General features: G+C 69.9%; 27 protein-coding genes and 1 pseudogene. 12 read left to right on the forward strand and 16 right to left on the reverse strand.

Going from position 1 to position 25,120, the window contains the following annotated elements:
* Positions 1-61 precede the first annotated feature (61 nt).
* The 3 genes from AC1DHY_RS09335 to AC1DHY_RS09345 form a co-directional block, all read right to left on the reverse strand.
* Positions 62-436, reverse strand: a complete 375-nt coding sequence (locus AC1DHY_RS09335; protein WP_476877902.1) for a DUF7793 family protein — start codon at positions 434-436, stop codon at positions 62-64.
* Positions 437-562: 126 nt separating this feature from the next.
* Positions 563-2,155 (reverse strand): ABC transporter permease, encoded by a 1,593-nt coding sequence (locus AC1DHY_RS09340; protein WP_476877901.1) that lies wholly within the window; start codon positions 2,153-2,155, stop codon positions 563-565.
* The gene (locus AC1DHY_RS09345) at positions 2,148-3,146 is read right to left on the reverse strand and encodes an ABC transporter ATP-binding protein (RefSeq protein ID WP_476877900.1); all 999 of its coding nucleotides are present in this window, start codon (positions 3,144-3,146) and stop codon (positions 2,148-2,150) included. The genes AC1DHY_RS09340 and AC1DHY_RS09345 overlap by 8 nt, the downstream gene beginning before the upstream one ends.
* Positions 3,147-3,302: 156 nt before the next feature.
* Between AC1DHY_RS09345 and AC1DHY_RS09350 the strand changes: the two genes are divergently transcribed.
* From AC1DHY_RS09350 to AC1DHY_RS09370, 5 genes are all read left to right on the forward strand, one after another.
* On the forward strand, positions 3,303-3,755 hold the full coding sequence (locus tag AC1DHY_RS09350; protein ID WP_476877899.1) for a DoxX family protein: 453 nt from the start codon (positions 3,303-3,305) through the stop codon (positions 3,753-3,755).
* Positions 3,752-4,507 (forward strand): AzlC family ABC transporter permease, encoded by a 756-nt coding sequence (locus AC1DHY_RS09355; RefSeq protein WP_476877898.1) that lies wholly within the window; start codon positions 3,752-3,754, stop codon positions 4,505-4,507. Before AC1DHY_RS09350 ends, AC1DHY_RS09355 begins: the two co-directional genes overlap by 4 nt.
* On the forward strand, positions 4,504-4,815 hold the full coding sequence (locus AC1DHY_RS09360; RefSeq protein ID WP_476877897.1) for an AzlD domain-containing protein: 312 nt from the start codon (positions 4,504-4,506) through the stop codon (positions 4,813-4,815). The genes AC1DHY_RS09355 and AC1DHY_RS09360 overlap by 4 nt, the downstream gene beginning before the upstream one ends.
* 65 nt (positions 4,816-4,880) lie before the next feature.
* On the forward strand, positions 4,881-5,123 hold the full coding sequence (locus tag AC1DHY_RS09365; protein ID WP_476877896.1) for a hypothetical protein: 243 nt from the start codon (positions 4,881-4,883) through the stop codon (positions 5,121-5,123).
* Complete coding sequence (locus AC1DHY_RS09370) at positions 5,123-5,845, forward strand: ANTAR domain-containing protein (RefSeq protein ID WP_476877895.1); 723 nt, start codon at positions 5,123-5,125, stop codon at positions 5,843-5,845. The genes AC1DHY_RS09365 and AC1DHY_RS09370 overlap by 1 nt, the downstream gene beginning before the upstream one ends.
* Before the next feature lie 9 nt (positions 5,846-5,854).
* Here the strand turns inward: AC1DHY_RS09370 and AC1DHY_RS09375 are convergent, their stop codons facing one another.
* A complete protein-coding gene (locus AC1DHY_RS09375) occupies positions 5,855-6,271 on the reverse strand; it encodes a YkvA family protein (RefSeq protein WP_476877894.1) in 417 nt (138 codons plus the stop codon).
* Positions 6,272-6,275: 4 nt separating this feature from the next.
* A complete protein-coding gene (locus tag AC1DHY_RS09380) occupies positions 6,276-6,944 on the reverse strand; it encodes a TetR/AcrR family transcriptional regulator (protein WP_476877893.1) in 669 nt (222 codons plus the stop codon).
* A gap of 131 nt (positions 6,945-7,075) precedes the next feature.
* On the opposite strand from AC1DHY_RS09380, the gene AC1DHY_RS09385 reads away from it, so the two are divergent.
* Entirely contained in the window at positions 7,076-7,402 is a 327-nt protein-coding gene (locus AC1DHY_RS09385; RefSeq protein ID WP_476877892.1) for a thiamine-binding protein, read from the forward strand.
* A gap of 10 nt (positions 7,403-7,412) precedes the next feature.
* On the opposite strand, the gene AC1DHY_RS09390 is transcribed toward AC1DHY_RS09385, so the two are convergent.
* Together AC1DHY_RS09390 and AC1DHY_RS09395 are read right to left on the reverse strand one after the other, a co-directional pair.
* Positions 7,413-8,600 carry an MFS transporter gene (locus AC1DHY_RS09390; RefSeq protein WP_476903518.1) on the reverse strand — a complete coding sequence of 396 codons (1,188 nt, stop codon included), beginning with the start codon at positions 8,598-8,600 and terminating at the stop codon, positions 7,413-7,415.
* On the reverse strand, positions 8,597-9,256 hold the full coding sequence (locus AC1DHY_RS09395; RefSeq protein ID WP_476877890.1) for a GntR family transcriptional regulator: 660 nt from the start codon (positions 9,254-9,256) through the stop codon (positions 8,597-8,599). Before AC1DHY_RS09395 ends, AC1DHY_RS09390 begins: the two co-directional genes overlap by 4 nt.
* 105 nt (positions 9,257-9,361) lie before the next feature.
* Here AC1DHY_RS09395 and AC1DHY_RS09400 point away from each other — a divergent pair, with 105 nt between their 5' ends.
* From AC1DHY_RS09400 to AC1DHY_RS09415, 4 genes are all read left to right on the forward strand, one after another.
* The gene (locus tag AC1DHY_RS09400; RefSeq protein ID WP_476877889.1) at positions 9,362-10,039 is read left to right on the forward strand and encodes an O-methyltransferase; all 678 of its coding nucleotides are present in this window, start codon (positions 9,362-9,364) and stop codon (positions 10,037-10,039) included.
* A gap of 129 nt (positions 10,040-10,168) precedes the next feature.
* On the forward strand, positions 10,169-11,272 hold the full coding sequence (locus tag AC1DHY_RS09405; protein WP_476877888.1) for a hypothetical protein: 1,104 nt from the start codon (positions 10,169-10,171) through the stop codon (positions 11,270-11,272).
* Positions 11,266-12,645, forward strand: coding sequence for a PIG-L family deacetylase (locus AC1DHY_RS09410; RefSeq protein WP_476877887.1), 1,380 nt, complete (start codon positions 11,266-11,268; stop codon positions 12,643-12,645). The genes AC1DHY_RS09405 and AC1DHY_RS09410 overlap by 7 nt, the downstream gene beginning before the upstream one ends.
* Complete coding sequence (locus AC1DHY_RS09415) at positions 12,642-13,445, forward strand: glycosyltransferase family 2 protein (protein ID WP_476877886.1); 804 nt, start codon at positions 12,642-12,644, stop codon at positions 13,443-13,445. Before AC1DHY_RS09410 ends, AC1DHY_RS09415 begins: the two co-directional genes overlap by 4 nt.
* A gap of 138 nt (positions 13,446-13,583) precedes the next feature.
* On the opposite strand, the pseudogene AC1DHY_RS09420 reads toward AC1DHY_RS09415, so the two are convergent.
* The 6 genes and pseudogenes from AC1DHY_RS09420 to AC1DHY_RS09445 all read right to left on the reverse strand — a co-directional run.
* Positions 13,584-13,664 (reverse strand): annotated as a pseudogene (locus AC1DHY_RS09420) (Type 1 glutamine amidotransferase-like domain-containing protein); the annotation flags it as partial.
* Between the two features lie 180 nt (positions 13,665-13,844).
* Positions 13,845-14,366, reverse strand: a complete 522-nt coding sequence (locus tag AC1DHY_RS09425) for a hypothetical protein (RefSeq protein ID WP_476877885.1) — start codon at positions 14,364-14,366, stop codon at positions 13,845-13,847.
* 366 nt (positions 14,367-14,732) lie between these two features.
* Positions 14,733-15,305 (reverse strand): hypothetical protein, encoded by a 573-nt coding sequence (locus AC1DHY_RS09430; RefSeq protein WP_476903519.1) that lies wholly within the window; start codon positions 15,303-15,305, stop codon positions 14,733-14,735.
* A gap of 110 nt (positions 15,306-15,415) precedes the next feature.
* Positions 15,416-16,633 (reverse strand): LysM peptidoglycan-binding domain-containing protein, encoded by a 1,218-nt coding sequence (locus tag AC1DHY_RS09435; RefSeq protein ID WP_476877883.1) that lies wholly within the window; start codon positions 16,631-16,633, stop codon positions 15,416-15,418.
* On the reverse strand, positions 16,630-17,154 hold the full coding sequence (locus AC1DHY_RS09440; RefSeq protein WP_476877882.1) for an RNA polymerase sigma factor: 525 nt from the start codon (positions 17,152-17,154) through the stop codon (positions 16,630-16,632). Before AC1DHY_RS09440 ends, AC1DHY_RS09435 begins: the two co-directional genes overlap by 4 nt.
* Before the next feature lie 79 nt (positions 17,155-17,233).
* Complete coding sequence (locus AC1DHY_RS09445; protein ID WP_476877881.1) at positions 17,234-17,614, reverse strand: hypothetical protein; 381 nt, start codon at positions 17,612-17,614, stop codon at positions 17,234-17,236.
* A 296-nt stretch (positions 17,615-17,910) separates the two neighbouring features.
* Here AC1DHY_RS09445 and AC1DHY_RS09450 point away from each other — a divergent pair, with 296 nt between their 5' ends.
* Positions 17,911-18,084 (forward strand): cation-transporting P-type ATPase, encoded by a 174-nt coding sequence (locus tag AC1DHY_RS09450; RefSeq protein ID WP_476903520.1) that lies wholly within the window; start codon positions 17,911-17,913, stop codon positions 18,082-18,084.
* Here AC1DHY_RS09450 and AC1DHY_RS09455 read toward each other — a convergent pair.
* Positions 18,081-20,153 carry a heavy metal translocating P-type ATPase gene (locus AC1DHY_RS09455; RefSeq protein WP_476903521.1) on the reverse strand — a complete coding sequence of 691 codons (2,073 nt, stop codon included), beginning with the start codon at positions 20,151-20,153 and terminating at the stop codon, positions 18,081-18,083. The two genes, AC1DHY_RS09450 and AC1DHY_RS09455, sit on opposite strands and share 4 nt — an antisense overlap.
* Positions 20,154-20,295: 142 nt before the next feature.
* On the opposite strand from AC1DHY_RS09455, the gene AC1DHY_RS09460 reads away from it, so the two are divergent.
* Positions 20,296-23,187 carry a glycosyl hydrolase family 65 domain-containing protein gene (locus AC1DHY_RS09460; protein WP_476877879.1) on the forward strand — a complete coding sequence of 964 codons (2,892 nt, stop codon included), beginning with the start codon at positions 20,296-20,298 and terminating at the stop codon, positions 23,185-23,187.
* Here AC1DHY_RS09460 and AC1DHY_RS09465 read toward each other — a convergent pair.
* Both AC1DHY_RS09465 and AC1DHY_RS09470 read right to left on the reverse strand, forming a co-directional pair.
* Complete coding sequence (locus AC1DHY_RS09465; protein WP_476877878.1) at positions 23,168-24,172, reverse strand: zinc-dependent alcohol dehydrogenase family protein; 1,005 nt, start codon at positions 24,170-24,172, stop codon at positions 23,168-23,170. The two genes, AC1DHY_RS09460 and AC1DHY_RS09465, sit on opposite strands and share 20 nt — an antisense overlap.
* 66 nt (positions 24,173-24,238) lie before the next feature.
* Positions 24,239-25,090 carry a universal stress protein gene (locus AC1DHY_RS09470; RefSeq protein WP_476903522.1) on the reverse strand — a complete coding sequence of 284 codons (852 nt, stop codon included), beginning with the start codon at positions 25,088-25,090 and terminating at the stop codon, positions 24,239-24,241.
* Between the last annotated feature and the right edge of the window lie 30 nt (positions 25,091-25,120).

The raw sequence follows: 25,120 nt of genomic DNA on the forward strand, positions 1-25,120 counted from the left end.
GCGTTCGACGGCGGCGGTCCGGTCCGCCGTCGTGCGCCCCGTAGCGGGCGCGGCCGGCCGGTCAGCGGTCGACATGGAGCCAATCCAATGCCTCGCTGCGGGAGGTGAAAAACCGCGTGGGGCACGGCGGAATGTGCACCCCGAGGAAGAAGTTCGCCAGGACGCGGTCCACAGGGGAGCGGCCCAGCAACGCGATGCGCGAGGCGCTGCAGGGGATGGACCACACGGCGCGGGCCTCCCGGCTCACCGACGCCACCGCTTCCATGTCCACAAGCATCGGGTACTCCCGGCCCTGGCAGACCTCGTTGACTGTCGCCATGGCGGCCCGCGCATCCTCAACGAGGATGTCGACCTTGGGCAGCCAGCGCAGGTGGACGAAGCCGCCGTCGCTCAGTTCGACACTGCCTTTTCCGCCGTCGACAGTCACCGGTGCCATGACCACATCCCATCCCCATCAGTCGTCGAGACCTTCTGCAACTCCTCAAAGGTACCCCTGACGGCGTATTTCCCGGCCAAAAGTCGCCATGTGGCTGTGCAGACGTCGCGGCACCGGCACTTACAGCTAGGCGGCCAGGTCACGCCGGCGCCAGCCCAGGAACCCCAGCGCGGCCAGGCCGGCGGCCGTGACGGTCAGGGCCGCCAGGGCCGGCAGCGCATCGGCACCGACCGGCAGCAGCGGAGAATGCCGGAACGGCGAGAGGTCCATCAGCCAGCCCGGGGCGTTCCAGAGCACCCCGAACTCTCCCAGCGCCACAAAGCCCAGAAGCACTCCCCAGACCGCGCCGGCCAACCGGGGCGCCCAGCCGAACACCGCCAGCGCCACGCCGGTCAGCACCCACGCCGCCGGTATTTGGGCCAGCGAGGCGACGACGGAGCGGCCCACCAGCCCGGAGTCCTGGACGGCGGCCGCCGCGCCCGCACCGATGCAGACCCCCGCCAGCGCCATCAGCACGGCCACCCCGGCCAGCGCGAACACTAAGTGGCTGCCCGCCCAGCGGATGCGGGTGGCGGCCGTGCCGAGCAACGCCTCGGTGTGGCCCGCGGACTCCTCGCCGCGCAGGTGGTTCGCCGCCGACACGCCATAGGCCGCGGCGAGCAGGCCCATGATGCTGATTTCCGCGGCAAGGAAGGCGTCGCGGAGCGCCGAGGCGCCCCCGAGCAGCGCGATCAGGTCGCGGGCATTCGGGGAGCTCAGCATCTGCTCGACGTTTCCCACCAGGGACCCGATCACCACCCCGAACACGGCGAACGCGACGGCCCACGCCAGCCACACCCGGTACTGCAGACGCACAGCCAGGGCCCAGACGCCGGTCAATGAGCCGACGGCCGGCCCCGGGCGCTCGTCCCGCAGCCCGGCGCCCAGGTCCCGGCGCGCCCGCAGGGCGAAAGCCGCCGGAATCAGCAGGACGCAGAGCGCGACCGGCAGGATAAGCACCCACCACTGGTCGCCCGCGAAAGCCCGGATCTGCTGGTTCCAGCCGATCGGGGAGAGCCAGGAGAACACTGATGGGCCGGGTTCTGCGAGGTCGCCGACGGCGCGCAGGCCGTAAGTGACGGCGATGACGCCTACGCTCAGGCCGGTGGCGGCATGTGCGCTCGCGGTCAGTTGCGCCGCGACCCCGGCGACGGCGCTGAACGCCATCCCGGTGGCGGCCCAGCCCAGGCCGAACGCCAGGGACCCCGCGGCGGGCAGCCCGCCGGCGGCCAGTGCCGCGGCCGACAGCAACCCGACGCCGAGGCTCGCGACGAGGCCGATGACAAGCGCCGCGGTGAGGGCGGCGTCGCGTCCCAGCCGGCCGCCCCCGAGCAGTTCCAGCCTGCCGCTCTCCTCGTCGGCGCGGGTGTGGCGGATGATGAGGATGACCATCAGGGCCGCGAGGATGGCGGTCATAAACGCGGTGTACTTGATCAGCGAGAGGGCGCCCAGCGAGGCGGGATCGTAGATCCGTCCGAACATCGCGACCATGGAGGCGGTGGCGTTCAGGGCGTTGGCGGCCTCAGTCCGGCTGCGCACGTCCGGGTAGAGGTCCGCGCCGGCCACCGAGGTGGAGAACGCCACCAGGGCAAACCCGAACACCCACACGGGAAGCAGCCAGCGGTCCCGCCGCAGCCCCAGCCGCACCAGCATCCCGGTGCCGGCCAACGTCTCAGGCATCCCCGGCCCCCGTCCCTCCGCTTCCCCGTCCGCGGGCGGCCGCGCGGCCGGAACCGGCGGCGGCGGAGTGCTCGGCGTCGTTCCCGGAACCCGGCACGTCCGCACCGTTTCCCGAGCCGTAATGCCGCAGGAACAGGTCCTCGAGCGTCGGCGGCCGGCTGGTGAGGGCCTGCAGCCCGGCGCCGGTCAGGGCCTGCAGGAACGGCCCCAGGCCGACCGGATCCACCTGGGCGCTGATCCGGTGGTTGGCCACGACGACGTCGTGCACCCCCGCCAAACGGTCCAGTTCCGGCGGCACCGCGGCGACGTCGGCCGTGACCGAGGTGCGGGTCAGGTGCCGGAGCTGTTCAAGGGGACCGGATTCCACCACCCGGCCGGCCCGGATAATACTGACCCTGTCGGAGAGCGCCTCGGCCTCGCTGAGGATATGGCTGCTGAGCAGGACGGTCCGGCCCTGCGCCCTGAGCTCGCGGACGCACCCGCGGAAGGCGTCCTCCATCAGCGGGTCCAGGCCACTGGTGGGTTCATCCAGCAGGAACAATTCGGCGTCCGTGGCCAGTGCGGCCACCAGGGCCACTTTCTGCCGGTTGCCCTTCGAGTAGGTCCGGGCTTTCTTCGTGGGGTCCAGCTCGAACAACTCCAGCAGCTGGTCGCGCCGGGCCCGGTCCTGCCCGCCCTGCAGCCGGCCGAGGAGCTCGATGACCTCACCGCCGGTGAGGTTGGGCCACAGCGCGACATCGCCGGGAACGTAGGCGAGGCGCCGGTGCAGCGTGGCCACGTCGCGCCAGGGATCGAGCCCCAGCACCCGGATGGATCCGGCGCTGGCGCGCAGCATTCCCAGCAGCAGGCGCAGCGTGGTGGATTTGCCGGCACCGTTGGGGCCCAGGAAGCCGTGCACCTCCCCGGCAGCCACCTCGAAGTCCAGTCCATTCAGAGCCGTCACGGCCCCGAACCGCTTCACGACGCCGGTCAGCTCCACCACACTGCTCATAGTCAACAAGGTACTCCGGCTGAGGCCCGGCGGACCCCTGCGCAAAGTCCCGTTTTCGCAGGTCACAGCGCCTGCCGTCCGGCGGCGGGTGACCCGCCGGCGGGCAGGTTACAGGCCCGGTTACCCGGTGCGCCGCGGCTGTGGTTGCATGGTTCCATGCCTTTCCGCTGGTCACCCCGGGCCACCCAGACACTTTCCGCGGCCGCCCTCAGCGGACTGCTGCTTGCCAGTGCGGCAAAACACTTCCGCGACCCGGGGTTCTTTGCGCAGGTGGTTCCCGGGTACCTCTGCCGCGACGACTCCGGCACCCGGTCCAACGGCCCCCTTGCCGTGCTGTCCCGCGAGGAGTGGGTGGCCGTCAGCGGGTTCGCGGAAGCGGGCGCCGCGGCCGGACTCCTGGTCCCGCAGACCCGCCGCGTTGCGGCCTCCGGTGTGGCCGTAATGTTTACGGCCTTCCTCGCCGGGCACCTCGAGGCGCTCCGTACGGCCTTCGGCCCGGCGGGAACCCCGACGCAACGGCGGGTGCACAGCATCCGCCTACCGCTGCAGGCACCCCTCATCGCCTGGGCCTGGAGCCTGACAAAACCGGCGCCGAAGCGGCTCCGGTGAAGTTCACGCAGTCCCCGGCGGTGCGCGTGGGACTTTCCATCAGCATCGCCACCGGACTCTACGGGGTGTCTTTCGGGGCGCTGTCGGTCACGTCCGGCCTGGATTTCTGGCAGACCATGGCCCTGAGCCTGCTGCTCTTCAGCGGTGGCTCGCAGTTCGCGTTCATCGGCGTCGTGGCAGGCGGCGGCTCCGGGGTCGCGGCCATGAGCGCGGCCACCCTGCTGGGGATGCGCAACGGCATCTACGGTATGCAGCTCAACGCCCTGCTGCAGCCGCGCGGCTGGCGCCGGTTCGCCGCCGCCCACGTCACCATCGACGAATCCACCGCCACCAGCACCGGCCAGACCGACCCCGTGGAGCAGCGCCGCGGTTTCTGGACCGCGGGTATCGGCATCTTCGTTCTCTGGAATCTGTTCACCGCCATCGGAGCGCTGGCCGGGAGTGCGCTCGGGGACCCGAAACAGTGGGGGCTCGACGGCGCCGCCGTTGCGGCGTTCCTTGGCCTCCTGTGGCCGCGGCTCAAAGGCCGTGAACCCGTCGCGATCGCCGTCGTCTGTGCCCTCGCCACCGTCCTGGCCGTCCCGTTCGTGCCGGCCGGCGTGCCGATCCTGGTCGCCGCGTTCGTCGCGGCACTGGTTGGCTGGTTCAGCCACGGCCGCAGCGACGAAGGGCTGGAGCCCGACGTCGACCCCTACGCCGAGCAGCACGAGGCTGACCGGCGCCTCCACGGCCGCCGGGGGGAGGCGTCATGACGCTCTGGCTCTGGCTCCTGCTCTCCTGCGTGCTGGCGTACGCCTGGAAGCTGGTGGGCTACCTTGTGCCCGCCAGCCTGCTGCGCAATCCGCGGATGTCACGGGTCGCGGGCACCATGACAATCGGGCTGCTGGCGTCCCTGACGGTGGTCAACACGGTCGCGTCAGGACAGTCCCTGGCCCTGGATGCCCGGCTGGGTGCCCTCGCCGCCGCGGCGATCGCCCTCTGGTTCCGTGCCCCGTTCCTGGTGGTGGTCCTGGCCGGTGCCGGCGCCGCGGCCGGACTCCGGTTGCTCGGCTGGCCCTGACGCGGATCCATTTCCTCAACGGTCTTTAGTCCCTAGCTGGACCGGATGCCCGGTGGGAGCATCTGATGATGACTGACAACGACGCTCCGACCCCGGCTGCCCCCGGCCCGGACCCCGCCGACGCGGCCGCCTCCGGCAAGGAGCAGCACTCGAAGCCGCATGAACACTTCGTTTCCCCCGGCACCGAATCCACCCGGGAATTGCGGGAGATGGCCCGCCGACGCCGCGACGCCGAGGAGAAACTGCAGCAGCACCTCCAGGAGGCCCATCAGCAGCACGAGGCCAAGGACAAACCCGCGGAGGATTGATGCAGCCTCAGTTTTCGGACCGCCTGCAGGACCTGGTGCTGGAAAGCGCCGACCTCCAGGCCTCCGCCGAGCGCCTGTCCGGTGCCGCTGCGGACTTCGCGGAGGAGATTGTCGGAGGCCCCGTGCGGTGTTCGGTCCGGCTGCGGCGGCCCAGGAACGCGACCATCCTGGCCGGCTCCTGCCCCGAGGCGCTGGTGCTCGAACAGCTCCAGGACCGTCTCCTGCAGGGCCCCGGGCTGGAAGTGCTGGAACACGGCGGTTCGGCGGTGGTCCGGGACGCCGCCGCGGACGGGCGGTGGAGTAAGTACCTCCGGGCGGCGGCACTGCGGGGCCATCACAGCCTGCTGGGCATCGGCCTGGGGCTGGAGAAGAACGCCAAGGCGTCCCTGGGCTTTTATGCGGCAGGGTCCGGCGTTTTCGACGCCGGCATCGCCAGCCGCTGCACCGCGTTCGCCGAGATGGCCGGGCGGGCGACGCGCCTCGCGGTGCGGATCGCCGCCACCCAGGCCGCCAACCGGGACCTGCTGCAGGCCATGCAGTCGCGCTCGATCATCAGCCTCGCGTCCGGGATCCTGATGGGCCAAAGCCGGTGCTCCCAGGCCGAAGCCTTTGCCCTCCTGACCCGTGCCTCCAACAACCGAAACATCAAACTGCGCGACGTCGCCGAGGAAATCCTGCACCGGTTCGACTCCGGGCCCGGTCCCGCGGACTTCCGGGGCTAGCCGGGCCGGCTACCGGGCCGTGCCAAGCCCCGCCAGCTTGAGAATCAGCTGCAGGCCCTCCGGGGTGCCGGGCCAGTGCTGTTCCACGGCGTCCACGCCGGCCCGGGCAATGACCGAGCGCAGCACCAGGGCAACAATAATGACGTCGTCCGCGTAGCCGATCACGGGCAGGAAATCGGGCACCAGGTCGATCGGGGACAGCAGGTACACCAGCAGCAGGGCCAGCCGGACGCGGACTCCCACCGCCACCGTGCCATCGGCCAGCAGCCGCCGGATCAGGCGCAGCAGGTCCGGGAGGAGCCGCAGGGCATCCTTCATGGTGACCGTCTCGGGGTGCCGGCGGGCATACCCCCACAGCAGCAGCAACAGCACGGCATACACCAGCAATAGGCCGCCCAGCACGCCGGCAGCGGTTTCCCACGTCATGGGGTCAACGGTACGTGGTCCCGTAGGTTGCCCCGAATCCGACGCCGAAAGCCGTCCCGTACGTGGTGCCGGGCACCAGCGACTGGGCCGGCAGCGGACGGTCGGGCCGCTCGGCGCGGATGGCGTCCTCCACCAGGGCCACCGGACGGCGCCACGCATCCGATCCGGCTTCCATGGTGTCCACCACCCCGATCAGCATGGCCATCAGCCGGATCATGTCCGTCATCGAAATGTCGCTGCGCAGCGTTCCCTGGCCCTGGCCGCGGCCCAGCAGCACGGCCACGGACTCGATCAGGTCGCCGGTGATCCCGGTGAGCACACCGCGCCGGCCGGCCACCGCGCCCAGCAGGTTGGCCTCGTTGCTGGCAACACCCATCAGCGCCTCGACCACCCGGAACAGGCCCTCGGCGGCATCCGGGCCGGCCAGGGCCTGGTCGATCACCGGGTTGACCACCAGTTTCAGTTGCTGGTGCAGGGCCGCGAGGACGAGTTCTTCCTTGTCCGCGAAATTGCGGAACAGCGTGGCCGGGCCTACGCCCGCCGTGACGGCGATGGTCTGCAACGGCACCTCGGGGCCATGCTCGCGGAAACACTGGCGGGCCGCGGCAATAATCTTGTTCACGTTGCGTGCAGCGTCCGCTCGGAGCGGCCTGCGGTCTACTCCCCGGTTCATTTGCTCAGGTTAGCAACGCAAAGGTTGAGGAAACCTGTTACCGGCCGGTACCGCGCTTTGTGACGTGTCGCGGGCCGGGCTGGTCCCCGTTCGGAGCCTGCCCGCCGCGTTCTGCGTGGCAGACTAAAGCCATGTTGCTTGCATTTTCTGTCGCACCCTCCGGCCTCCCCGCGAACGCGCCCGCCGGCTCCGGGGCGGATGACGCCTCGGTCCACGAAGCCGTCGCCGAGGCCGTGCGGATTGTCCGGGAATCCGGGCTGCCGAACCGCACCGATTCCATGTTCACCACCATCGAGGGGGACTGGGATGAGGTGTTCGACGTCGTGAAGCGGGCCACCGAGGCCGTGGGCCGCTTCGGCAGCCGCGTCTCCCTGGTGATCAAGGCCGACATCCGGCCCGGCTACACCGGCGAACTGACCGGAAAGCTCGACCGGCTCGAACAGGCGCTGGGGGAGTAGCCGCGAGTCCCTAGTCCGGCTCGCCGTCGAGCCTGACACTGCGGACCAGGGGCAGCGTCCCGCCGATCACGGCGGCCGACGCCAGGAACACCCCGCCCGCGCCCAGCCCCGCCGCGACGGCACCAACGGCGCTGGGCAGGATCACCTGCCCCACCCGGTTCCCGGCAAGCCGGAGCGCCAGGGCACGTCCGCGCTGCCCGTCCGGGGCCCGCGACGAGAGCCAGGACATGGTCAGGGGCTGGCCGATGCCCAGGCCCAGGCCAAGCGCCGCCATGACCGCAAACAGCAGCCATTCGGGCATCGGTATGGCGGCGACCGCGAGGGCTGCCGTTGAAAGGACCAGGCTCAGCACCAGCAGGCGGGTCCGCCCCAGCGCCCGGGAGACCGCGCCCAGCCCCAGCCGGGAGACCATGGAGAAGCAGGCCCGGACCGTGAGCAGAAGCCCCACGGTGGCGGCCGTGAGGCCGCGTTCGGTACCCAGCGCAGGCAGGTACACCACGGTCAGGTCAACGACGGCGAGGACGGCGGCGCTCGTCGCCAGCGCCTGGACCACCCCGGGGGTCCGCAGCAGGGACCGCACACCGCCCGGGCCGCCGTCGGCCGCCCTGACCCTGCGGTTTCCGCTGCTGACCTTCGCGGACACACCAAACGTCGTCACGAACATCACCAGGCTCATGCCCGCGGCGAGCAGGAAAATCGCCTGCGTGTCGGGCCGGATGGACGCGCCGCCCACTAGCGAGATGGCCAAGGGACCAAGCGCCTGCCCCAGCGAGGCGGCGAATGTGAGGAAGCCGAACGCGGAATCCATCCGAGCCGGTGACGCATTGTTGGCCACCACGGCCTGCTGGCCCACCACGCAGGCCAGCTGGCCCGCGCCGAGCAGGGAGGTCCCGGCCACCAGCGCCGGGACCGAGGTACCCCAGAGCACCAGAAACACGGACGAGGACAAGACGACGGCGGAGCCAATGGCCATGAGCCGTCGCTCGCCCAGCCGGTCCACCAGACCGCCGGTCGGGACGGCAAGGAGCAGGGGGAACACCGCATAACTGGCCGCTAGCAGGCCCAAGGCAAAACCCGGAACGTCCAGCTCCAGCGCCCGGTATGTCGCGGCGGGGCGGACCAGGAAGGTCACCGCCTGGATCAGGGCCGAATGAATCAGGAGTGCAGTCGCCGAGCCGCGGCCGAGGTTGTCGATCATGAGAGGTCGCGGCCGGAGATGGCGCGCAGGGCTTCGTCCTTCGCGCCGATCACGTGGCTGAACGCGATCCGGGCGGCTTCCTCAGGGTCGCCGCCGGCGATCGCGTCCAACAGGACGCGATGCTCGGCCAGCGCCACGTCCCTGCGCTGCTGGGCATTGTTCGTGAAGTACCGGTAACGCTCCATCTGGCTGCTGATCTGGTCGTGGAAGCGCCGCGCCCAGGAGTTGCCCGCGATGCTGGCGATCTTGGCGTGGAGGGCCGTGCCGTGCTTCATGGTTTCATCGGCGAAGTGCACCAGGGCGGCGTTCCGCTCGACGATTCCCTCCAGCGCCTCGATGTCCGCCTTTGTGGCCTTCGCGCAGGCCTCGCGGGCCATCAGGGATTCCAGGGCGGCGCGGACTGAGTAGAGCTCCGAAATGACCGTCTCGTCGAGGGCGGGCACCACCACGCCGCCGGTGGGCTGCTGCTCAAGGAGGCTTTCCGAGATGAGCCGCCGGATGGCTTCACGCAGCGGTGTGCGGCTGACCCGGAGGGCGGCAGCCATGGCTGGCTCGTACAGGCGCTCCCCGGGTTTGAGTTCCAGGTCCAGGATGCGGCGCTTCAGCTCCCCATATACGTAGTGGGCTCCGGTGTTGCGTGCCTGTGCCTCTGACATTGTGCTGTCCCGCTAAAAAATATACTTGTATACAACTATACAGATGGGGCCGACCCGTGGTTTTGGGGCCTACCCACCGGCGGACCCAGCTGGAAGACTGGCCGCATGATCGAGCATCAGCCCACGTCCCGCTGGATCGCCGTCGAGGACTACCTCTCCGGTGCCGTAATCCGCCCCGACGACTCGCTGCGGCATGCCGCCGCGGCGGCCCTCGACGCCGGATTGCCGCCCATCGAAGTCGCCCCGAACGCCGGCAAGCTGCTGAAGCTGCTGGTCCAGCTCTCGGGCGCCCGCCGGGTGCTGGAGATCGGAACGCTGGCGGGGTTCAGCACCCTCTGGATGGCGGAGGGCCTGCCCGACGGCGGCCGCCTGGTCACCTGCGAATACGAGCCCAGGCACGCCGAGGTGGCCCGCGCCAACCTCGAGAACGCCGGGCTGGGGCACCTCGTTGACATCCGGGTGGGCGCGGCCCTGGACACGCTGCCCGCGCTGGAAAAAGAGGGGGCCGGGCCCTTTGATTTTGTGTTCATCGACGCGGACAAGGAAAACAACCCGCAGTATTTGGAGTGGGCCATCCGGCTGGGCCGGCCGGGCACCACGGTGGTCATGGACAACGTGGTGTGGGAGGGCGCTGTCCTCGAGCCGGCCCTGGACCCCGTCAACGCCCCGGGGATTGTTGCCTCGCTGGAGATGATGGGCTCGGACCCCCGGCTGGATGCCACGGTCATCCAGACCGTGGGCTCCAAGGGCTGGGACGGGTTTGCCCTCGCCCTGGTCCGGTAGGTTCCCCGCGACACGGCCCTGCACAATGGTAAGTATGCTTAGAGTTCGCCGGCGGACTGCTGCGGCAGCCGTTCCGGCACTGACAGCACTTACCGCACGGACCATCGTCGCAAAGGAGCAGGCCAGAGAATGAGCCCGACCCAGAATGCCCCCCACCCCGGGCCTGTGCGGATCAGTTCCGCGCCGGACGAGCTGGCCGCACTCGGGCCGCTGCTGGCCGCCGCCGAGGCCGCCGTCGGGGACGTGCCTGCCCTTCTGGCCCTTGCCACGGATGCGGGAGCGGCCGCGCCCCGGCCCGGCGGCGGCCGGACCGCCTTCCTCTGGGAGCTCCTGGCCTCAGTGACCGCCGTCGACGTTGCCGCCGGCCGCATCCTCGAACCCCACCTGGACGCCGGGGCAATCCTCGCCCAGGCGGCTGCCCCGCCGGGCGAACAACAACCAGGCGCCGGATGCGCCGTCGTCGGATTCGAGGGCACCTGGGGGGTTTTCGCCGCTGAAGGGCCCGGGCTGGCCCTGAACGCCGAGGACCACGCCGCAGGCGTCGTGCTGACCGGCTCCAAACCGTGGTGCTCCATCGCCGCGCAACTCGACCACGCCGTGGTGACCGCGCACCTGGACGGCGGCGGCCGTGCTGCCTTCGCCGTGGACCTGCACGACGCAGGCGTCAGCTTCGCGGACCCCGAATGGACCAGCCTGGGGCTGCGCGAAATCCCCAGCGGCACGGTGCACTTTGCTTCAGTCCCGGCCGTCCCGCTGGGGGGCGACGGCTGGTACTACCGGCGTCCGGGCTTCGCCTGGGGCGGGATGGGGGTCGCCGCCTGCTGGCTGGGCGGCGCCGTCGCCGTGGCCCGCGGCTACCTGGACGCGTTGCAGAAGTCCGCTGACGCCGGCCGCGAACCGGACCAGCTGGCCCTCGCGCACCTCGGCGAGATCGACCGCACCCTGGCCGGCCTCACCCAGTACCTCGCCCGGACGGCGGCCCGGATCGACGCGGGTGAACTTTCCGGACCGGGCGCCTGGAGTGAGGCGCTGCGCATCCGCGGCAGTGTGGCCACCGCCGTCGAACGCATCCAGGCGCTGGTCAGCCAGAACCTCGGGCCGGGGCCGCTGGCGTTCGACCGGCGCTACGGCAAACGGATGGCCGACCTCGCGCTCTACATCCGGCAGCACCACGCGATGCGCGACGACGCCCAGCTGGGTGCCCTGACGTTCAAGGGGGACCACGCATGGTGACCTTTTCGCACCAGGACGCCGGAACCAGCGAGGCCGAGTGGGCGCAGAGCGGTCTCACCGCTTTGCCCGAGCTTCCGCTGGACGACGCCGGCCTGGCCAGCAGGGCCTTTATTGTCCTGGCCGCCCATCCGGATGACGAATCCCTCGGCGCCGGCGGTCTCATGGCCCGGCTGAAAAGGCTCGGCGCGGACGTACGGGTGGTGCTCTGCACGGCCGGGGAAGCCTCGCACCCCGATTCGCCCAGCACCACTCCGGCGGAGCTGGCCCAGCTGCGGCTGCGCGAATTCGCCGGGGCGCTCGGGGTCCTTGTCCCGGATGCCGGCTGGCGGTACCTCGGGCTTCCGGACGGGGAACTCGCCAACCACCGGGCGGCGGTCCTGGCCGCGGTCCGGGAGGCTGCCGCCGCCACCGGCCTGCCCGCGGACCGGATCGTGCTCGTGGCGCCCTACCGGAACGACGGGCACACGGACCACGACGCCCTGGGATCGGCCGCGGCGGAAGCGGCCGCCGCCGCGGGCCACGGGCTGCTGGAGTACCCCGTCTGGTACTGGCTGTGGGCGGGCGCCCAGGACCCGGCCTGGCAGACCTGGCTGCGGCTCCCGCTGACTCCGGCGGAGCAGCACGCCAAGGCGCAGGCCATGGCGGCGCACACCTCCCAGGTTCTGCCGCTCTCCGGGCAGCCGGGAGATGAGGTGCTGCTCCCGGCGCCGTTCCTGGAGCACTTCTCCCGGACTTGGGAGACCTTCGCCTGGCAGCGCCCGCAGGCGCCCGCAGGAGCCGGCCGGGGCTACGCCGCAGCGGACGCGGAGGGCTTATTTGATGCGGTCCACGCCCGCGCCGAGGACCCTTGGGAGTACACCACCAGCTGGTACGAACACCGCAAAAGGGCCCTGACGCTCGCGGCGCTGCCGGGCCGTAACTACTCTGCGGGGCTGGAAATCGGCTGCTCGATCGGAACCCTGAGCGTGGAGCTCGCGGAACGCTGCGGCAGCTTCGTGGCCGTCGACGCGAGCAGCGCGGCGTTGGCGCACGCGGCGCGGCGGCTGGCGCACCTGCCGGACGCCCGGACCCGCCACCTTACCGTGCCGGACGACTGGCCGGAGGGCAACTTTGACCTGATTGTGGTCTCCGAGGTGGGCTATTACCTCTCGCCGGAGGAACTGTCCGGACTGTTCGCGCGGATCGATGCGGCGTTGCTGCCCGGTGGCACCCTGGCGCTGTGCCACTGGCGGCACCCGATTGACGGCTGGGAGCTCGACGGCGATTCGGTCCACGCCGCTGCCCGCCAGCAGCTTGGGTGGGCCGACGCCGGGCAGTACCGGGAGCGCGACTTCGTGCTGGAGGTCTTTCGGGCCCCGGGGGCGCTCCCGTGAGCGGCCAGGCGGCCTCCGCCCTGGCCCCGCAACGCCGGCCCGGCATCGACGCCATCGCCGTGGTGATGCCCGCCCACAACGAGGACCAGCATCTTGAGCGCGCGCTTGCGGCGGTGCAGTGCGCCGCCGACGGGCTGCAGCGCCGGCGCCCCGACGTCGCCGTCCGGGTAACCGTGGTCCTGGACAGCTGTACCGACGGGTCCGCGGATATCGCCGCACGGTACGTCGACGCCGATCCGCGCTTCAGCGCCCTTGAAGTCCGGCTGGGGAGCGCCGGGGCGAGCCGGGCCGCCGGTGTTCGCGCGGCCGTGCTAAAACCCCCGCGGCGCACCCCAGGCCAGCGCACCACACCGCTGCCGTGGCCCGGGCGGACGTGGCTGGCCAACACCGACGCCGATTCGCAGGTCCCGGCCAACTGGCTGCTGCGTCAACTCGAGTTCGCCGAAGCCGGCGCCGACGCCGTGCTGGGATCCGTGGAACCCGATCCAGCCGGGATGGATCCCGAGCTGCTGCGCCGCTGGCTCGACCGGCACCCCTTCGAGGAAAACCACCCGCACATCTACGGGGCAAACTTCGGTGTCCGCGCCTCGGCCTACCTCGCCGCGGGCGGTTTCTCCCCGCTGGAATCCCACGAGGACCGCACCCTGGTCCAGAGCCTGCGCGGCCTCGCGTTTACCGTCCTCGCCACAGACACCATGCGGGTGGTGACCTCCGGCCGGACCCAGGCGCGGGCGCCGCAGGGATTCGGCGCGTACCTGCGCTCGCTGGGCCGCCAGAGGCCTGCCGCCGCCGGCAACTGAGGCTATCCGTCCGGACTGTGGCGGCTCAATGGGTGCCCAGCCCCGTGCCAAGCGGTCAAGGCTGCGGGCGGCGTCGATCTCCGCCTTCGAGTAGCCGGGACCGCCGTAGCGCTGGTCGCCGGCGATCGGGCGGTCGTTGATCGGCTTGTCGAGAAGCTGGACGAGCGCCGACCGGATGCTCGGATTTGTCACACCGCCCGAGGTGAGCAGGAGCTTCACTGTGCCTCCAGGGTCGCGGCTTGAATAGTGGATGTGACTACGGCTGTGGGCCGCAGGCTGGGACTCACGGGCGTGCGGCCCTTCAATAGCTACACACCTAGTCAGCAGTTGTCCACAGTCCGGCATGGAGCCAGACCACACGTCGGACTGTCTCCCAGAAATCAGAGAAGGCGTCGGCCTTTAGGCGCCGCCTGGCATGACAAAGGCAAGGCGTTGGTCTGGTGTCCACGTGTACGCGTCATCGCACCGGTAACCCCGCAACCAGGGCCGGCCGTCCACGACACGGAGGTAAAAACCCTTGGGGTACTCCACGTCCTCGCTAGGCGGTTCGGAAGCGACGTGGATTGCTCCTGCCGGTGCGCGGCCCGCAGACAAGTTGGAGTCCGGCGCGTTCGACTGGCCCATCATCGCCAACCGGAGATGGGGGCCCGTCACCAGGGGGCAGAGCGCGAGGCCTTGACTTTCTGCAGCGCTGAAGACATCGGACTGAACCGCGCCATGCGTGAAGCCGAGTTGCTCCACCGTTCGCTCCACGATTCGGAGGCTTTGACCCTCCGGGGCGTCGAACGCGGGGTGCGCCAGCAGCGTTTCGGCGTGAACATTGAGCAGGACGTCGGCTCGGCGCAGCAACTGCATGACCTCATCCCGCGGCCGGCCCCCCACACGAACCACGAAACCCTCACCATCCGCTGCGCTGATCATTCCCCGACTCTCCATCGCCGCCAGCCCGGAAAAGATTCATGATGATTCTCCTCGGCTAGCGTGGCGATTTCACCCGTCGGCGGGAGGCCCAGACTCCATAGGTCGCGGTTACTACCAGGGCAAGTGCAAGGAGCACTGACGCGTCCACGACGATGGAGAGTTCCATTTGGTGGGGCAGGAGCATGGTTGTATCCCACCCGGCGTCGTCGGCGCGGGAAATAAAGTCCGTGTCGATGGGAGACCACAGGAGGGCGGCGGTGCTTGTTGTTGCCAGGGCGCAGATACTGAGAACGAGGTAAACGATGGGTAGCGCAGGCGGCCTATTTGCCTGAGGTGCCGGACGGAGATCCAAAAGTTCCTGCCGCATCAATCCCCCAAGGTTCGTCGGGCGGCCGGCCAGTTGGCCCAATCGGGCGCCGGGGTATGGGCGGCGGTCGGCTTCAGCCGCAGGACAATAGCAGCGCGGGCAACGATGAGCGCATTCAGGCTGAGACCGCCGATCTGGAATCCCCCGGCCGGCTTGGCCGCAATGTAGACGACAATGAGGACGCAGGCCGCGGCGGCCAGGATAATCGCGGCGATGAGGGGAGGCTTAGCTGTAGAGTGCCGGGCGGCGATGTTCCAAGCACCGATGCCCGTGTACGCGATGGCAAGGACACAGAAGATCCCGATGATCGCAACGGCCAGGGCCATGGCGCTCTCCGAGACGAAGCCGCCAGAAGCCTCGATGGCGTTCTTCGCACGGATGACTGAGGCGATGTTCGTGTAGGCATAGAAGCCAGAGAACAAGGTGAGGACCAACGAAGTGCAACCCAGGATGAGCCTCCACCTTTGGGACTTTTGGGCGTCCCGCGGGGAGAGCAACCCGGCAGGACTCAGCGGCCCCGGGTGCTGAGCCGGCCACGGTTGCTGGTAGGGGGACGGCTGTTCGTAGCTCATGCGGGTAGGCGCTTCCTTCTCACGGGCGGGACACGGACCGCTACAGCCCTGGCGGGCTACAACAAGCAGAGCCTATACGCGGCAACGGCATGGTCCGTGGATTCCGTGGGTCATTTGTGAAGGGGCCTGGTCAGGTTGAGGCTGATGGTCTGGCCCGGGGCCACCTCCCCGGAGGGCAGGTCGCTGAACTCGTACCAGACCCGGCCGGGGCCGGTGAGCGGGCGGTTCGCCGAATCCAAGTTAGCCACCTCCGAGAGCCCGAACCGGAAGGTTATCTGGCGTTCGGTGTCCCCGGGCGCGGTGGTGTAGGTCTGGGGAATCCCGTTGGCGTCGGCCGTGAACGTGCCCTGCGCGCCGTCGATCTTTAGCTCACCGGGTATAAGCCTCACCCTGGTCCCCGGAGGGATGGGCCGGTCCGCGGCCAGGAACGGGTTGTACTGCAGCAGCTGGCCGGTGGTGACGCGGAACTTGTAGCCCAGGCTGTCGGGGGAGTCGCCGTCAACGGTGCTGTAGAAGACGGCCAGTCCGAATGAGTTGTTGACGGTTGGTCCCGTGCCGGATCGGCTGTCAACGGGATTCTTCTGCAGCCGGATGTGTTTGCCGGCAACGACAAAGTATCTGTTGCCCTTCTCGTACACGTACGGGACTTTGTTCGCCTCGGCCAGTTGCTCCTCGGTTATGCCGAACCGGTACGTGATCCCGCCAAGGGTGTCGTCGGGTTCGATGGTGTAACTCGTGGGGATGCCGTTGCCGTCGACGGCGGCCGTCCCTTTTGCGCCCGTCATCGGCCCCGGCGGCGGGATCAGTCGAAGCTTAGTGTTCGGTGCGAGCACGTTCCCGGGTAGAAGCCCGTTGAATTCATCGAGCTTCTCTTCGGATATGCGAAAGGACGTAGCAACGTCCGCTGCCGTGTCACCACGGACGGTGGTGTAGTAGTCCACATTCCCGAACGAATCTGCGACCGTTGCCCCGGTCAGGGACGATTTCCCCGTGCTGGCCGGTGTAGCAGCCGTGGTGGCCGTGGCCGTGGCATCGGCGACAGCCGGACCGGCCGCCGTGTCGTCGGAGTGCAAGGCGAGGTTCGAGGCGACGAGTATCAAGGAAGCGACTGCCGCAGCCGCAAGTCCGGCCGCGACCAACCGGCCCCAACGTCGTTTGGCGGGCGCGCGGTGGAAATCGTGGACGGAACCGCCGACGGCGATGTGGGTCACCTCGGAATCCGCGAAGGCTAGTGACCGCTGGCGGCTGTGAACCAGTTCGTCTTCGGTGACCGCGAGGGCAGGATCGGCAGCTGAGAGCAGCTCGGCGACAGTTTGGTCTTGTTTCATTCTGCTGCTCCCTTTGGCACCGTCTGTTTCGGAAGTATTCGGGCGAGTTCCTTTCGGGCACGGTGCAAGCGCATGCGCACCGCAGCCGCTGAGATGTTCAGGAGCAGGGATACTTCCACAGCGGTCAGTCCGTCCCAGTACGTCAGCAGCAACACCTCCCGCTCCTTCGGGTCCAAGAGGCCGATGCCGTCCAGGACGTCAGATCCTTCCGCGGATGTTCCGTCCATGCGCTCCAGCCGTAAAGCCCCGATGAGTCCGGCGGACCGGGACATCGACCGGTCATGGTTTCGGAGCACGTTCTTGGCCACGCCGAAGATGACGATGGCCGCGAGGTCATCCCCATGTCCGGACTTCTCCCAGACAATCCTGAAGACCTCTGCAGACAGGTCCTCGGAGGTGGCGGCGCTGTCCGTCCTTCGACGAAAATAGCGATAGATACGGTCATGAGTCTCCGCGTGAGCGGCCAGGAACCGTTGTTCCCTCTCCAGATCCACGCCTTCCCCCATAGTTTGCAGGCTCATGCCCAGTTAATGTCCGGCAGACAGAAAAATGTAACGAGAATTCGAAAACTCCGTACCGGCGCAAGCGCTCGCGGCCAGCTCAACTCACGGCGACCAGGAATGCGAGACCAGCAAGCGCAAGTGACACGGGCGCCATCGTGCGCCTTTCGTACTTACTCTTTGATGCAAGGTTCGGCAGCACGCTAACCAAGAGATAGGCCGCAATTACCCACATTGCGACAACAGCTATGAGGGGTTCCGGCAGGATCGAAACCAGCGCCGCCCGCTCGAGCGCGACCACCGCAAAGGCCGCGTAGACCACGATTGCGACTGCACTTCCGATCCGTTGCCTCGCCGGAAGCACCGGGTTTTGGCCGCCCCACGCGAACCGGCCGAACGGGAGGCCGATGATGAGCAGAAGCTGAAACACGGCAAGAAGTCCGAGCAAGGCACAGAAAGCTAGGGCGATCGCTGGCGTCATGAATTGAAGAGTACCGGGTGGTGTACGCCGGTGGCCTGGAAGGCGCTCCCGAATTCGATGGGGATTCCTGGCAGCCTCGGCGCCCTGACCCTTAGCTGCCTGCGTACTATTCGGACAGGTCGACGCCGCCGAGGCCTTGAGCAAGTAGTTCCAACTTGCCGGCCAGAATCTGGACACCCCAGTCCCGCTCAAGATAGCGAACGGTCCGGGCGGCTGCGTCCTCCGGCGGTAGGCCCTTCATCAGCCACGAGCTGGCACGGTCGACTTCAGTGTCGTATTCGGAGACGGGGAACCAAGTGCCCCCAAATCCCAATCCTGCAGGGCGTACCGGGCCCAACCGGCTGCCCCAGGTCCGTGCGGTGCCCGCCTGGCGGAAGTTGCTCGCGGAGCTGACACATTTCTTCGCCGGGATGCCGCAGCTGGGAGTCGCGATCGTGGTGGTGATCGTGGTCAACGGGGTGTTCGCCTAGATCCAGCAGGAGCGGGCCCAACATGCCGCTGCCAAACTCCGTGAACTCCTCCCCGCCATAGTCACGGTCCGCCGAGCCCCCTGGCACTGGAACTGCAGCGGATCGTCCGGATTGTTGCCGCCGTGGCCCTGGGCATTGGGGCGCTTTTTCTTTGTCCTCTCGCTGCTGGTGGGCATCTCGTGGCGGGTCCCACCCGGGCCCCGCGGCTGCCCGGAACTGAGGGCCCGCAGCGCGTTCAGGATGGTGGCGAGGTCCACCAGCTCCTGGGACAGGGCGCCGGCAATCGCCGGAACGTAGCCCGCCGCCGCGGCGATCATCAGCGCAACGCTCAACGCGATGCCGATCCAGATGCTCTGCAACGCCACCTTCACCGTCCGCTGCCCGATCCGCACCGCCGAGGCCACCTTGGACAGGTCGTCCAGGATGATCACGACGTCGGCGGACTCACCGGCCGCCGTCGAGCCGCGCGCGCCCATGGCGATCCCGACGTCGGCGACTGCCAGGACCGGTGCGTCATTGACGCCGTCGCCCACCATCATGACCGGCCTGCGGGGGAGCGTCCGCACCGCCTCCACCTTGTCCGGCGGCAGGCACTCCGCCCGGACGTCGGTGAGCCCGGCTGCCTGGGCGATGTGTTCGGCGGTGGGCCGGGCATCGCCGGTGAGCATGACCGTTTCGGTGACGCCCAGGGCGAGGAGCTCGGCCAGCGTGCGGCGGGCCTCGCCGCGGATCGGGTCGCTCATCACCAGGCAGCCGGCGAATTCCCCGCCCACACCGACGTAGATGGCGAGCTGCCCGCTGGCCAGGTCCGTTTCCTCCACTCCGGCGGCCGACTCCGCCACAAACTGAGGCTTGCCCACGGCGACCTCCTGGCCGCCAAACCTGGCCCGCACCCCGTGCGTGGCGTATTCGGTGGCCCCGGAGCCGCTTTCGAAGGCCAGGGTCCGTGACCGGGCGGCGTCCATAACGGATGCGGCGAGCACGTGGGAGGAATATTGCTCGGCGGAGGCGGCCAGGCGCAGGACCTCGTCCTCGGAAAAGGAGCCGGCGGTCCGGATCTCGACCAGCGCGGGCCGGCCGTACGTGAGGGTTCCCGTTTTATCGAACGCAGCGGTCCGGATCCGGCCCAGCAGCTCCAGGACCCCGGCGTATTTGACGATGATTCCGCCGCGGGCCGCCCGGCTCATGCCGCCCAGGAACGCTACCGGCGCGGCGATCAGGAGCGGGCACGGCGTCGCGACCACCAGTACTTCCGCGAAACGGGCCGGGCTGCCGCTGATGATCCACCCGACGGCGCCCAGCACGTAGGCGAGCGCAGTGAACGGGACCGCATACCGGTCGGCCAGCCGGACCATGGGCGCTTTGCTCTCCGCGGCCTCCTTCACCAGGGCGATGATGCGGCTGTACTGGGAGTCCTCCATCCGCGCCGTCACCCGCATCCGGATGGCCGCCTCGCCGTTCACCGACCCGCTCATGAGTCCGTCGCCGGCGGCCCGCTCCACCGGCAGGCTCTCGCCCGTCAGCGAAGACTCATCGAATGTCCCGGATCCGGAGAGCAGCACCCCGTCCAGGGGCACCACCTCGCCGGGCCGCACCAGCAGGATGTCGCCGACCGCGACGTCGGTGGCCGCCACGTCCTCATGCTGGCCGTCCGTGGTGGGGGCGGTTTCTCCGGCAGTGGCTGCCGGGTCCTGGTCCGGGGCGCGTTCCCGGTGGGCCGTCTGCGGCGCCCGCTCCAGCAGGGCCGTCAGCTCACCCTTGGCCCGGCCCGCCGCGTAGTCCTCCAGGGCCGTTCCGCCGGCCATCATGAGCACAATGATCATTGAAGCCACGAATTCGCCCACCAGGACGGTGCTGACGATCGCGGTGACGGCCAGGATGTCGATGCCCCATTGGCCGCGGACCAGCCTGCGGACCATACCCACCCCGAGATAGGCGGCGACGGCAAGGGCGTAAATGCTCGCCGCGATCCGCGCGATGGGCTCCTGCCCGGAAGCCAGCAGCAGCACCACCGCCAGCAGGGCGGCGACCGTACCCGCAACCAGCGGATACCGGAGCGCAATTTTCACGGCTGTCCCGCCTCGTCCCTCGTACAAGACCCTCGTCCAAGACCCGGCATCTGCGAATACCTGCATCCTACTGCGCGGACCGGCCCAATCCCCGGGCCGCCCGCCACTGTCACGCAGCCGCGATGACTGGTACGAATAGCGCATGACGGAGTCGCCCACAGCCGCAGCCGCACTGGCGCCCGTCGACGGGGTGGTCTTTGCCCTCGAGGTGGTCCTGGACACCGTTCAGCGGGCATACCCGGGCACCGTGGCGCTCCTCGACCGGCTCCGCGCCGGCGGGGTCCCGGTGCTGCTGGCCACCTCCGCCCCCGACGCCGGCGCGCTGCTCGCGGCCGCCGGGTTGGACAGCGTCTTCGACGTCGTCGTCAGCGGACAGGGACGCGGGCCGGGGCGGGACGACCCCGGCGCGGTCCCGCCCGCCCTGGCAGCGGTCCGCCGCCTGGACATCGCGCCGCACCGGGCCATGGCGGTGGAAGCAACAGCGGCCGGCGTGGCAGCGGGCATGGCGGCGGGCTTCGGCCTGGTGGTCGGCATCGACCGGGCCGGGCGGCGGGCCGCCCTGGAGGCCGCCGGCGCGGACATCGTGGTGGAGGACGTCGGTGAACTCGACATCGGCCTGGTCATCACCCACCCGTGGAAGCTGGTCTATGAGGGCTTCGACCCGGCCCACGAGGGCCACCGCGAGGCCCTCACCACCCTCGGCAACGGATACCTGGCCACCCGCGGCGCCGCCCCGGAACACCGCGGCGGCGCCATCCACTATCCCGGCACCTACCTGGCGGGGGTCTACAACCGGCTGGACAGTGTGGTGCAGGGCCAAAAAACCGTGGACGAACACGTGGTCAACATCCCCGACTGGCTGCACCTGGACGTGCGGATCGGCGACGGCGGCTGGTGGTCCGAGGGCGGCCTGGCGCTCCGCCGGGAGCGCCGCACGCTGGACCTCACGCGCGCACTGCTCACCCGGGAAGCGGAACTGGAGGACGACGCCGGGCGGCGGCTTCAGCTGGTGCAGCGCCGGATCGTCTCGATGGCCGACCCCCACCTCGCCGCCCTGCAGACCGTGCTCACCGCCGACGGGTGGAGCGGAAGCATCAGCGTCCGCAGCGGCTGCGATACAGACGTCACCAATGCCAACGTCCCGGAGGATGCGCAGCTGTCCAAACGGCACCTGACGGACGTGCAGGCGGCGGACAGCGACGCCGGACGCGGCGCCGTCGGACTCTGCGTCCAGGTGCAGACGAGCCAAAGCGGGATCGGCGTCGCCCTGGCCCTGCGCACCGAAGTCTCCGGCCCGGCCAACGGCACCTTTGAACGGCAGGGCGGACTGTACGCGCACCGCTTCGAGATCCCGGTGGCGGACGGAACCCCGGTGACGGTCACCAAGACGGTGGGGATCGCCACTTCGCGGGACCACGCCGTATCCTCGCCACTCACCGGGGCGCAGGCCGTGCTGGCGCGCGCGGGCGGCTTCGAGACGCTCCTCGCGGAGCACGAAAAGGCCTGGTCCCTGCTCCTGGCACCGTTCGTCATCGAATCGGATGCCCCGGCCCAGGCCCAGCTGATCCTGAACCTGCACGTCTTCCACCTGCTCCAGACGCTGACCACGCACACCGCCGAGCTGGACGCGGGGGTGCCCGCCCGCGGGCTGCACGGCGAGGGGTACCGCGGCCACGTGTTCTGGGACGAGCTGTTCGTCCTGCCGGTGCTGAACTCCCGGCTTCCCGCCGTTGCCCGTGAACTGATCGACTACCGCTGGCGCCGGCTCGGTACAGCCCGCGACGCGGCCAGGGCGGCCGGGCTGCGCGGCGCGCTCTTCCCGTGGCAAAGCGGCAGCGACGGCACCGAGCAGACACCCCGGCTGCTCTTTAACAAACTCTCCGGGCACTGGCTGCCGGACTACTCGCACCTGCAGCGGCACGTGGGCCTGGCAGTGGCCTACAACGCATGGCAATACTTCGAAGCCACCCAGGACCGCGGCTGGCTGACCCGGCACGGGGCGGAACTGATTGTCGAGGTCGCACGCCTGTTCGCCTCCATGGCGGACTACGACGCCGCCGGCGACAGGTTCCACCTCCGCGGCGTTATGGGCCCCGACGAGTACCACACCGGTGCGCCGGACCGTCCGGGCGGCGGCCTGGACGACAACGCGTACACCAACGTCATGGCCGCCTGGGTCTTCGACCAGGCGGAGTGGATCATGCGGTCGGTCCAGGGCTTTGACATGGCGGACCTCCGGGCGCGGCTGGGCATCACCGCGGCCGAGATTGCGCACTGGGCGACCCTGAGCCGGCGCATGTTCGTGCCGTTCCACGGCGGGGGCATCATCAGCCAGTTCGCCGGCTACGGCGGGCTCCGGGAACTGGACTGGGCCGGCTACCGCCGCCGGTACCGCAACATTGAGCGGCTGGACCTGATCCTGGAGGCGGAGGGGGACAGCACTAACCACTACCGGCTGGCCAAACAGGCGGACGTCCTGATGCTGTTCTACCTCCTGGGCGAGGACCAGCTGGTGGGGTTCCTGGGGCGGCTGGGGTACCCGGTCACCCCGCAGCAGATGGCCGCGACCGTGGACTTCTACCTTGCCCGCACGGCGCACGGCTCCACCCTGAGCCGGGTGGCCCACGCCTCGGTCCTCGCGCAGCGCGATCCGGAACGCGCCTGGGCCACCTTCCGGGAGGCCCTGGACGCGGACCTGGACGACACCCAGGGCGGCACCACCAGCTCGGGCATCCACCTGGGCGCCATGGCCGGCACGATCGACGTTGTCCAGCGCAGCTTCGCGGGGCTGCGGATCACCCGCGACGCCCTCGGCTTCACGCCGCGGCTCCCGGCCGAGCTCCGCCGCGTCGACTTCAGCGTCCGTTACCGCGACCAGCTGTTGGCTGTGCACTTGGACACCGGGCGGCTGCTGGTGGCCGCCGCCCCGGGGGACGCGGCCCCCGTCCTGGTCCGGGTGGGGAACCGCGAGATCCTGCTCCGGGCCGGGGAGCAGCACGAATTCCCGCAGCCGGTCACGGGGCAACGCGGATGACTGCGGCGCCGGTCACCCGGTCGCCGGCCAGGTCCTGCAGGGCAAGGTCGGCGGCGTCGAAGGGGTAGACCACGGTGGTGGGCCGGAGCGGGATCTCCGCGGCGAGGCGGAAGAACTCCTCACCGTCGGCCCGGGTGTTGGCCGTGACGCTGCGCAGCTGCCGCTCCTGGAACAGGTCCGCGGCGTAGTCCAGTGGCGGGATCTCGCTGAGGTGGATGCCGGCGACGGCGAGGGTTCCGCCCCGGTCCAGGGCCCGCAGCGCGGGCGGCACCAGGCTGCCGGCCGGGGCGAACAGGATGGCCGCGTCGAGCGGGTCCGGGGGGTCGTCGTCGGCGCCGCCGGCGAAGGTGGCCCCGAGCTGCAGGGCCAGGCGCTGCGCCGCGGGCGACCGCGTCATCACGTACACCCTGGCCCCCTGGTTCAGCGCAAGCTGCGCGGCCAGGTGGGCGGAGGCGCCGAAGCCGTAAATGCCCAGCCGCCCGCCGATGGGCAGCTCGGCACGGAGCAGGGCCCGGTAGCCGATGATGCCGGCGCACAGCAGCGGCGCCGCCTCCTCATCACGGAAAGAATCGGGCACCCGGTAGGCGAAGTCTTCGGCGACCGTGATGAGCTCGGCGTAGCCGCCGTCCCGGTCCCAGCCGGTGAACGTGGGGGACAAGCACAGGTTTTCCTGGCCCCGCAGGCAAAAACGGCAGGAACGGCACGTCCCGCCGAGCCACGCCACGCCGACCCGCTCGCCGTGACGGAACCGGGTGGCGCCCGCGCCGTTGCCAATGACCTCCCCGACCACCTCGTGCCCGGGGATAACTCCGGGACGCCGCGGCGCCAGGTCACCCTCGGCCAAGTGCAGGTCGGTGCGGCACACCCCGCAGACCCGGACACGCACCAGGACCTCCCCGCGGCCGGGGACGGGGTCGGGGCGCTCGCCGGCCAGCAGCGGACCAGTGTCGATCGGTCCCGGCTGCGCAACCCACCAGGCTCGCACGGAGCCTCCCTTTCTGGCCCGACTCCAGATCCCGGGTGCGGCGGCCGCGTGTCCCGGAGCCCGGAATCAGCGGGTAATCATGACATTGCAGGCCGCCTTGTGCAGCACTGCAGAAACTGTGTTGCCTATGCCCCGCCCGCGGTGGTGGGTGCCGAGCACCAGCACATCCGCGTCCTCGGCGGCGTCCACCAGTTCCCGGGCCGCGGCGTGGCCCTCTTTCAGGGTTCCGGTGACGGGCAGGGCCGGGGCAAGTTTTTCGGCCGCCCCCAGCGCGTAATCCAACAGCTCCTGGCCGTGCAGCGGGGCGTGCCGGCCATGGTCCGTGCCCTCCCCGCCGCGGCCCGGGTCCACGTGGATAAGCCTGAGTTCGGCGCCGGTGGCGGCGGCCAACCCGGCGGCGGCAGCCAGCACCGCCGAGCTGCCGGGTTCGGCGTCGATGCCGGCGAAGACGGGCCGGCCGGGCAGGTGCGGCCGGCGGACCACCATCAGCGGGCACGGCGCGGCGCCGGCGAGCTCCAGGCACACCGATCCGGCCAGGTGGCCGAGGACCCCGCCCATCCCGCGGCTGCCCACCACCAGAAGGGCCGCGCCGTCGGCCGCCTCCCGCAGGACTTTCGACGGCAGTCCAGCCTCCATCACGCCCTCGACGGCGAGCCCCGGGTCCACGCCGTAGGCCAGGCCGACACCTTCGGCGAGGATGGCTTCCGCCGAGTGGCGGAGGCCGCTGCCGGCAACACCCTTGACCGGGCCCAGGTCCTTGGTGAACATCGGCCAGACCCAGACGTGCACCACACGGACCGGAAGATCATGGGCGGCGGCGTACTCGGCGGCCCAGCGGACGGCCAGCTGCGAGGATTCGGAGCCGTCATAGCCCACGGCGACGGCGGCTCTACCTGAACCTGCTGCGGGCGCCGGCATGGATCCTCCCGATTAGGCGGACGTAGCACC

The sequence above is a fragment of the Arthrobacter sp. 05L44 genome (assembly GCF_056397605.1).

What these genes read in the sequence shown, in the direction of transcription:
- AC1DHY_RS09400 (WP_476877889.1), top strand. Translation starts at nt 9,362, where the DNA reads ATGATCGAGCATCAGCCCACGTCCCGCTGGATCGCCGTCGAGGACTAC.
- AC1DHY_RS09405 (WP_476877888.1), top strand. Translation starts at nt 10,169, where the DNA reads ATGAGCCCGACCCAGAATGCCCCCCACCCCGGGCCTGTGCGGATCAGT.
- AC1DHY_RS09380 (WP_476877893.1), bottom strand. Translation starts at nt 6,944, where the DNA reads ATGAACCGGGGAGTAGACCGCAGGCCGCTCCGAGCGGACGCTGCACGC.
- AC1DHY_RS09370 (WP_476877895.1), top strand. Translation starts at nt 5,123, where the DNA reads ATGCAGCCTCAGTTTTCGGACCGCCTGCAGGACCTGGTGCTGGAAAGC.
- AC1DHY_RS09410 (WP_476877887.1), top strand. Translation starts at nt 11,266, where the DNA reads ATGGTGACCTTTTCGCACCAGGACGCCGGAACCAGCGAGGCCGAGTGG.
- AC1DHY_RS09425 (WP_476877885.1), bottom strand. Translation starts at nt 14,366, where the DNA reads ATGATCAGCGCAGCGGATGGTGAGGGTTTCGTGGTTCGTGTGGGGGGC.
- AC1DHY_RS09360 (WP_476877897.1), top strand. Translation starts at nt 4,504, where the DNA reads ATGACGCTCTGGCTCTGGCTCCTGCTCTCCTGCGTGCTGGCGTACGCC.
- AC1DHY_RS09445 (WP_476877881.1), bottom strand. Translation starts at nt 17,614, where the DNA reads ATGACGCCAGCGATCGCCCTAGCTTTCTGTGCCTTGCTCGGACTTCTT.
- AC1DHY_RS09345 (WP_476877900.1), bottom strand. Translation starts at nt 3,146, where the DNA reads ATGAGCAGTGTGGTGGAGCTGACCGGCGTCGTGAAGCGGTTCGGGGCC.
- AC1DHY_RS09365 (WP_476877896.1), top strand. Translation starts at nt 4,881, where the DNA reads ATGATGACTGACAACGACGCTCCGACCCCGGCTGCCCCCGGCCCGGAC.
- AC1DHY_RS09340 (WP_476877901.1), bottom strand. Translation starts at nt 2,155, where the DNA reads ATGCCTGAGACGTTGGCCGGCACCGGGATGCTGGTGCGGCTGGGGCTG.
- AC1DHY_RS09430 (WP_476903519.1), bottom strand. Translation starts at nt 15,305, where the DNA reads ATGAGCTACGAACAGCCGTCCCCCTACCAGCAACCGTGGCCGGCTCAG.
- AC1DHY_RS09440 (WP_476877882.1), bottom strand. Translation starts at nt 17,154, where the DNA reads ATGAGCCTGCAAACTATGGGGGAAGGCGTGGATCTGGAGAGGGAACAA.
- AC1DHY_RS09395 (WP_476877890.1), bottom strand. Translation starts at nt 9,256, where the DNA reads ATGTCAGAGGCACAGGCACGCAACACCGGAGCCCACTACGTATATGGG.
- AC1DHY_RS09390 (WP_476903518.1), bottom strand. Translation starts at nt 8,600, where the DNA reads ATGATCGACAACCTCGGCCGCGGCTCGGCGACTGCACTCCTGATTCAT.
- AC1DHY_RS09460 (WP_476877879.1), top strand. Translation starts at nt 20,296, where the DNA reads ATGACGGAGTCGCCCACAGCCGCAGCCGCACTGGCGCCCGTCGACGGG.
- AC1DHY_RS09435 (WP_476877883.1), bottom strand. Translation starts at nt 16,633, where the DNA reads ATGAAACAAGACCAAACTGTCGCCGAGCTGCTCTCAGCTGCCGATCCT.
- AC1DHY_RS09375 (WP_476877894.1), bottom strand. Translation starts at nt 6,271, where the DNA reads ATGACGTGGGAAACCGCTGCCGGCGTGCTGGGCGGCCTATTGCTGGTG.
- AC1DHY_RS09470 (WP_476903522.1), bottom strand. Translation starts at nt 25,090, where the DNA reads ATGCCGGCGCCCGCAGCAGGTTCAGGTAGAGCCGCCGTCGCCGTGGGC.
- AC1DHY_RS09335 (WP_476877902.1), bottom strand. Translation starts at nt 436, where the DNA reads ATGGCACCGGTGACTGTCGACGGCGGAAAAGGCAGTGTCGAACTGAGC.
- AC1DHY_RS09385 (WP_476877892.1), top strand. Translation starts at nt 7,076, where the DNA reads ATGTTGCTTGCATTTTCTGTCGCACCCTCCGGCCTCCCCGCGAACGCG.
- AC1DHY_RS09350 (WP_476877899.1), top strand. Translation starts at nt 3,303, where the DNA reads ATGCCTTTCCGCTGGTCACCCCGGGCCACCCAGACACTTTCCGCGGCC.